This is a genomic window from Alteripontixanthobacter muriae (genome assembly GCF_013336795.1).
GTDB lineage: Bacteria > Pseudomonadota > Alphaproteobacteria > Sphingomonadales > Sphingomonadaceae > Pseudopontixanthobacter > Pseudopontixanthobacter muriae.
This window is the reverse complement of the sequence record NZ_JAAFZT010000050.1, coordinates 189,097-195,622: the sequence shown is the minus strand read 5'-3', so window position 1 is coordinate 195,622 and position 6,526 is coordinate 189,097. Positions and strand designations below refer to the sequence as shown.

Genomic DNA, 6,526 nt, shown 5'->3' with positions numbered 1-6,526 from the left:
GGATGGAACCTTCCAAGGCATCGAGCCGGGCGAGAATATCGGTGACCGCCGTCGTGGAAGGAGCAGTCGTACCGGTCGGTTGAGCCGGAGCGGCGGTAATCTCCGGCTCGAAATAGCGACCGTCCGCACCGGGGAATACCTTTCGCTGCAAGGCCCTGATCTCGGCCTCCAGCTTGCGGATCCGGACCTCGGCATTGTCCTGCGCCGTGGCGGGCACGGCCGTGCCGGCAATGGACAGGATTGCCAGCCCGCCCAGCAGGGCGCGGCCAAATCGCGGCGCGGTCGTCTTGTTTTCCGACAATCGGCTCATCATCGTATCTACCCTCTGATCCCTGTGATCTTTTGCACTTCAGCTTTGGCCCGGCGGCGCCGAACGGCGGCTGAACGAATTCGCACGGTCAGTTCGTCGTGCGGCCTGCCGGTACTGCTGGTGCAGGGGCAGCGCTCGTCGGGGTCGCGCCGCCTGCCGTGCCGGTCGGTGCGGGGGTTTGCATCGCCCCTTCGTTACGCGCCAGCAGCGCCTCTGCATTTACCGGAATGTCCGACATGACTTGGTCGTCCTCGGCCAGGCGCGGCAACGACCGGCCACCGACAGTGATGTCCAGCAGATCGGGCCGACCGGTGCGCAATTGCGGCTCGTTGGCATCTGCGGGCACGGTATAGGTGTCCCCTTCGTTCATAACGTTTTCCATCAGGACATCGCCATCGGCATTGTAGAAGCGCACCCATGCCTCACCGCGAGCGGTGAACACGACCGGCCCCGTCGGCTGAGGCGTCGGAACAGCGACAACTGCTGCGCCCGGCGTTGCTCCGGCAATCTGCGTTTCGTCGGCCACCAGTGGCGCAGGGCCCGATCCGGGTGCGAAATAGGCACGATAGAACATGAAACCGCCAACCAGCAGCAGGAGGATCGCGAAAATGGCAAAGAAGGCGAGGCCGCGCGAGGGAACCCGCGCCGGATCGCCGGGTTCGAAAGTGGCCGCGCGCTGCTGCTGCGCGGGACGCGAATGACCAAGTTCGGCCCGCACTTCGTCGGTGATTTCACGGGGGTCCAGTCCTACCACCTTGGCGTAGGAGCGCGAAAAACCTACCGCGTAGGTCCGAGCCGGCAGAGCATCGAAATCGCCGCTGTCGATCACGGCGAGATGCCGTTCGGGTATGCGTGTTTCGGCGGAAACCTGTTCCAGCGTCAGCCCGGCAGCCTCGCGCGCAGCGCGCAGCTTTTCCCCGGCTCCGCCATAGGCGATGCCTTCGTGAATACCCGTTTCCTCGTCCGTCATGCGTGTTCCCGTCGCGATCCCTGATCAGGTCCTGATCCGGCGCAGCATCCTGGCCGCGCCGAACGCCTGTTAACCACAGACAAGAGGCGCGCGCTACTCCTGTCAAGCATCTGCATTGTTCAAAACCCACAACGCTGCGGCAAGCTGCGCCCTTCGAACGGTAAAGGGCAGCTAATCTGTCTCGATCTCGCGTTCGTCGGCCCAGGCCTGCAGCGCCTGGCGCAGATTGTCCGGCGGGGAATTGATGAAGCCGGTCATCAAATCACCGATCTCCGTCAGATCCACCTTGCGGACCAATTCCTTGATCGGCCCCACCGAAGCGGGGCTGATCGACAGGCGCCGGATACCCAATCCCAGCAGCGCCAGCGCCTCCAACCTGCGGCCGCCCATTTCACCGCATACGCCCAGATCCACCGGATAGCGGATGGTTGCCTGCACGATGCGGTGCAGGAAACGCATGATCGAAATGCTCAGCCAATCATACCGTTCGGCAAGCTTGGGATTGGCGCGGTCGGCCGCGAACAGGAATTGGGTCAAATCGTTGGTGCCGATGGACAGGAAGCTGAGCCGCGGTGCCAGCTGGTCCAGAACCTCGGCAAGAGCAGGAACCTCGAGCATCGCCCCGTAGCGGATCTGATCGGGCAGCACCTTTTTCTGCGATCGTAAAAACTGAAGCTGATCCTCGAACACGGCCTTGGCAGCGTCGAACTCCCAGGGCTCGCTCACCATCGGGAACATGACATTCAGCGGCCGTCCGGCGGCGGCCTCCAGCAGCGCGCGGGCCTGCGCCTTCAACAGACCTTCACGTTCGAGAGCGAGGCGCAGCGCCCGCCAGCCCATCGCCGGGTTCTCGTCCAGTTCGGCCGCGCCGGGGCGAAGATAAGGCACGGCCTTGTCGCCGCCGATGTCGACGGTGCGGAAGATCACCGGCTTGTCCCCCGCCGTGTCCAGCACATCGCGATACAGGCGCGTCTGCCGGTCGCGCTGCGGCAGGGTGGCGGAAACCAGGAACTGAAATTCGGTGCGGAACAGGCCAATGCCGTCGGCGCCTGTCAGGGCGAGGCTCGGCATGTCGTCACGCAGGCCCGCATTCATCATCACCTGTACGCGCTGCCCGTCGCGGCTGAACGGTTCCACATCGCGCAATTCGACATAAGAGGCTTGCTTCTTTCGCGAGGCAGCCATGCGGGCGGCGAAATCCTCCGCCATCGGCTGCGCCGGTCGCACGGTGGCAGATGCGCTGTCGGCGTCCAGCAGGATGGTGTCGCCATCGTTCACAACGCCGCGCAGGCCCTGCACGCGGCCGAGCACCGGCACGCCCATTGCGCGCGCGACGATGACCACGTGAGCGGTGAGCGATCCTTCCTCGAGCAGCACGCCTTTCAGGCGGCGGCGGTCATATTCCAGCAGTTCTGCGGGGCCGAGATTACGGGCGATCAAGATAGTGTCCCGGCGCAGCCCCTGCGTGGCGGCGGTACCGAGTTGGCCCGAAACGATGCGTAGCAGGCGGTTCGCCAGATCCTCCAGATCGTGCATCCGGTCGGCCAGCAGCGGATCGTCGATCTCGCGCATGCGCATGCGGGTATGCTGCTGCACCCGCTCGATGGCGGCCTCTGCCGTCAGGCCCGAATCGATGGCGCTGTTGATGCGCCGAGCCCAGCCTTCGTCATAGGCGAACATGCGATAGGTCTGCAGCACCTCCTCAAGCTCGCCACCAACGCCGAATTCGGCCTGCGCCGTCATCTTGTCGATCTGTTCGCGCATCCGGTCGAAAGCACGATAGACGCGCTGCCGCTCGGCCTCGGTATCGTCAGCGACGATCTGGTCGATGGTTACGCGCGGCTGGTGGAAGACAGCGTCGCCGCACGCCACGCCCTTCACCAGGGCGAGGCCTTTCAGCAGCGCCGGGCCGGTTTGCTCCACCGTCAGGCCGCGCACGGCTTCCTCATCCACAAGCCCCGCATTGGCGATGAGTTCGGACAGGATCATTGCGGTGGTCTGCAATGCCTCGATCTCCACATCCTCGTACCGGCGCGGATCGACATGCTGGACGCACAGGGTGCCGACGGCCCGTTCGCGATGGACGATGGGCACTCCGGCAAAGCTGTTGAACTTCTCCTCGCCGGTTTCGGGGCGATAGAGGAAGTCGGGATGCGCCTTCGCCTCGGCGAGGTTCAGGGTTTCGATACGGTCGGCGATCGTGCCTGAAAGGCCCTCACCCATCGCAAGGCGCGTGACGTGCACCGCGCCCTGGTTCAGCCCCCGCGTGGCGAACAGTTCCAGCATCCCGTCACGCAGCAGATAGATCGAGCAGACCTCGCTATCCAGCGCTTCGCCGATGATCTCGACTACGCGGTCCAGCTTGCCTTGCGCATGCATGCGGCTGGCCATCACGTCATGCAACTGGGTGAGGATCGATCGGGCTGAGGCGGCGGCTGTCATGGCCGCCGCCTATAGCACGTTATACGCTGCACGGAATGCAGGCGGTCAGTTGGCGGTCAATTCTTCCTTGATGCGAAGCTTGTTCTTTTTGAGTCGCTGAATAGTCGCCGTATCGGGGTCGGGACGGCCCTGCTCCATTCGCAATTGTGCCTCAAGACCGGCATGCTTGCGTTCGAGGCTTTCGACATGGGACGCGTTCATCGACTTCTCCTTTTCGGCTCCGTTCAAAAACCTGCTGGATCAGCGCCCTGGCACCAATACCGGCAGGTCATCGCTGCGACTCGCTTGAGGCTTTTGGCCGACAGGCAAGCGCCGCAATGCGAACGAACCACGAAATCGCGCCCTTGCGAAGAGCGCCATTATGCTTAAGCGACGAGCATCGCATCATGAGCGACGAATTGCATTCAATGTCAGCGAGGATGGACCGGGAGGATGGACGAACAGACCCTGCGCAAGCAGCTCGACGCCTTGCGCATCGAACACCGCGACCTCGACGCTGCCATCGATGCGTTGAGCATGACGGACTCTCCGGACCAGTTGCAGATCATGCGGCTGAAGAAGCGCAAGCTGCGCCTGAAGGACCAGATTGCGAATGTCGCGGACATTCTTCTGCCCGATATCATCGCCTGATCGCATTACTTATGCACAGGTCCTTTCGAGGACGAATGCATTTGAGCGCCGATTTTTTTCATTTCGACTCTAGCGCGATTCGCGGCGATTCCCTAGCGATTCGCAATGGCAGTTTCGTCCGACATCACCCGCGCCATCATCAACACGCTGTATGCGCAGGCGATGGCCCTGGCTGACGAGGTCCGCCTGGCGTTCACCATCGATCCTGTCGGCGATTGCTCTCTTGCGAGTGGCGAGGGCGCGGACCGGATGCGGATCGCCCATTCCGTCGAAGGGCTTCGCACCACCACCCGCACGATGCATGTCCTGGCGTGGTTGTTGAACCAGCGCGCCTTTCTGGCCGGGGATATCAGCGAAAGCCAGTTGCGCCGGCACGGGAAATTGCCGGCGGACCGCCTTTCCGATGCGGAATGCCTGGCACTGCTTCCGCTGGCCACGCAGGAAATCGTCGCCGAGACCCGGCAGTTGCATCAGCGTATCGCTCGTCTGGATGCGGATTGGCGCCGCGCTTCCGATGACGCAGAGGGGAACTACGCCGCCGGGCGTCGCAGCGGCGATCCCGTGTGGAAGATGCAGCAGCGCCTGGGCCAGGCGATGCAGTTGAACTGAGGCCTGTTCGCGGCGCCTCCAGCGGCTCAGGCCGCCGCCAACGCCTTGCGCCAGCGCGCCAGTCTCTCCGCCCTTTGTCCCTGATCCAGTTGCGGAGTGAAGCAGGCCGCATTCCCGCGCATCGCTTTCGCAGCCTCGGCCAGATCGGGGAACCAGCCGCACCCCAGCGCCGCCAGCATCGCCGCGCCAAGCGCCGTCGTTTCGACGAATTCGGGCCTTTCAACCGGCAGATCGAGCATGTCGGCCAGATCCTGCGCCATCCAGTCATTCGCGCTCATTCCGCCATCGATCCGCAAATTGGCCCAGCGCGCACCATCGGCGGCGAATGCTGTCGCCAGATCCCATGTCTGATGCGCCATGGATTCGAGCGCTGCCCGCGCAATTTGCGCCCTGCCGCTCGAAAAACTGAGGCCGGCAATCACGCCGCGCGCCTCCGCTTTCCAGTGCGGCGCGCCCAGCCCTGCCAGCGCAGGAACGATAGTCACCTCACCGCTGCTCTCGACCGAGCGGGCAAGTTCTTCCGTTTCTGCGGCCGTCTTGATCAATCCCAACTCGTCGCGCAGCCACTGTATCAGACTGCCCGCGACGAAGACGGAACCCTCCAGCGCATAGGTTCGCCTGCCGCCAAGCTGCATCAGCACCGTGCCGAGTAGCCGGTGCGACGATCGCGGAATGGTGTCGCCCATGTTTGCCAGCACGAAGGCGCCCGTGCCGTATGTCGCCTTGACCTCGCCCGGAGCCAGACAGGCCTGTCCGATGGTCGCTGCCTGCTGATCGCCCGCCATGCCGGTGATCGGTATGGTCCTGCCCAGCCATTCGGCGTCGGCCTCCGCCAGCGCACCGGCATTGTCGCAGATGCGGGGCAGTGCCTGCTCCGGCACTCCGAACAGGGCGCAGAGTTCAGGATCGGGTGCAGCACTGTCCAGCGGCAGGAGCAAAGTCCGGCTGGCATTGCTGGCGTCGCTGAGATGCACGCCCTTCGACAGGCGAAAGGTCAGCCAGCTTTCGACCGTTCCGAAAGCGAGCGTTCCTGCCTTCGCCGCGGCGGCCACTGCGTCGTCATTGTCGAGCAGCCAGCGCACCTTGGTGGCGGAAAAGTAAGGGTCGAGAAGCAGGCCGGTGCGCTGCTGCACCATCGTTTCGTGGCCATCATCGCGCAAGGACTGGCACATCCGGGCGGTGCGGCGGTCCTGCCAGACGATTGCCCGTGACAGTGGTTCGCCCGTGTCGCGGTTCCATGCCACGACCGTTTCGCGCTGGTTGGCGATGCCGATGGCGGCAATATTCGCTGCGCCGCCGATCTTGCTTGTTACCTCGCGCGCACAGGCCAGCGTTTCCAGCCAGATCTGCTGGGCATCATGTTCGACCCAACCGGGCTTGGGGTAGAATTGCGACAAGGCCCGTGATGCGGTTGCAGCTACCGTGCCATCGCCTGCGAACAGCATCGCGCGGGTGGATGTCGTCCCGGCATCCAGGACCAGAAGATGATCGCCCGTCATTTGCATACTCCCCCTACGCCGCGGCAGGCGTGCCGCGCGCCCGTTCCGCCGGGAATTGGCAGGGTG

General features: G+C 64.0%; 6 protein-coding genes and 1 pseudogene. 2 read left to right on the top strand and 5 right to left on the bottom strand.

Annotated elements, in window-relative coordinates:
• The 4 genes and pseudogenes from G7A66_RS13850 to G7A66_RS13835 form a co-directional block, all read right to left on the bottom strand.
• Positions 1-313: pseudogene (locus G7A66_RS13850) on the bottom strand (tetratricopeptide repeat protein); the annotation flags it as partial.
• An 85-nt stretch (positions 314-398) separates the two neighbouring features.
• Positions 399-1,280 carry a helix-turn-helix domain-containing protein gene (locus G7A66_RS13845; RefSeq protein ID WP_174296245.1) on the bottom strand — a complete coding sequence of 294 codons (882 nt, stop codon included), beginning with the start codon at positions 1,278-1,280 and terminating at the stop codon, positions 399-401.
• 171 nt (positions 1,281-1,451) lie between these two features.
• Positions 1,452-3,722 carry a phosphoenolpyruvate--protein phosphotransferase gene (gene ptsP, locus G7A66_RS13840; RefSeq protein WP_174296244.1) on the bottom strand — a complete coding sequence of 757 codons (2,271 nt, stop codon included), beginning with the start codon at positions 3,720-3,722 and terminating at the stop codon, positions 1,452-1,454.
• Between the two features lie 45 nt (positions 3,723-3,767).
• Entirely contained in the window at positions 3,768-3,923 is a 156-nt protein-coding gene (locus tag G7A66_RS13835; protein ID WP_174296243.1) for a YdcH family protein, read from the bottom strand.
• 231 nt (positions 3,924-4,154) lie between these two features.
• On the opposite strand from G7A66_RS13835, the gene G7A66_RS13830 reads away from it, so the two are divergent.
• On the top strand, positions 4,155-4,352 hold the full coding sequence (locus G7A66_RS13830; RefSeq protein ID WP_174296242.1) for a YdcH family protein: 198 nt from the start codon (positions 4,155-4,157) through the stop codon (positions 4,350-4,352).
• 105 nt (positions 4,353-4,457) lie between these two features.
• The gene (locus G7A66_RS13825; protein WP_174296241.1) at positions 4,458-4,961 is read left to right on the top strand and encodes a DUF1465 family protein; all 504 of its coding nucleotides are present in this window, start codon (positions 4,458-4,460) and stop codon (positions 4,959-4,961) included.
• A 26-nt stretch (positions 4,962-4,987) separates the two neighbouring features.
• Here the strand turns inward: G7A66_RS13825 and glpK are convergent, their stop codons facing one another.
• Positions 4,988-6,460 carry a glycerol kinase GlpK gene (gene glpK, locus G7A66_RS13820; RefSeq protein WP_174296240.1) on the bottom strand — a complete coding sequence of 491 codons (1,473 nt, stop codon included), beginning with the start codon at positions 6,458-6,460 and terminating at the stop codon, positions 4,988-4,990.
• Positions 6,461-6,526 lie beyond the last annotated feature (66 nt).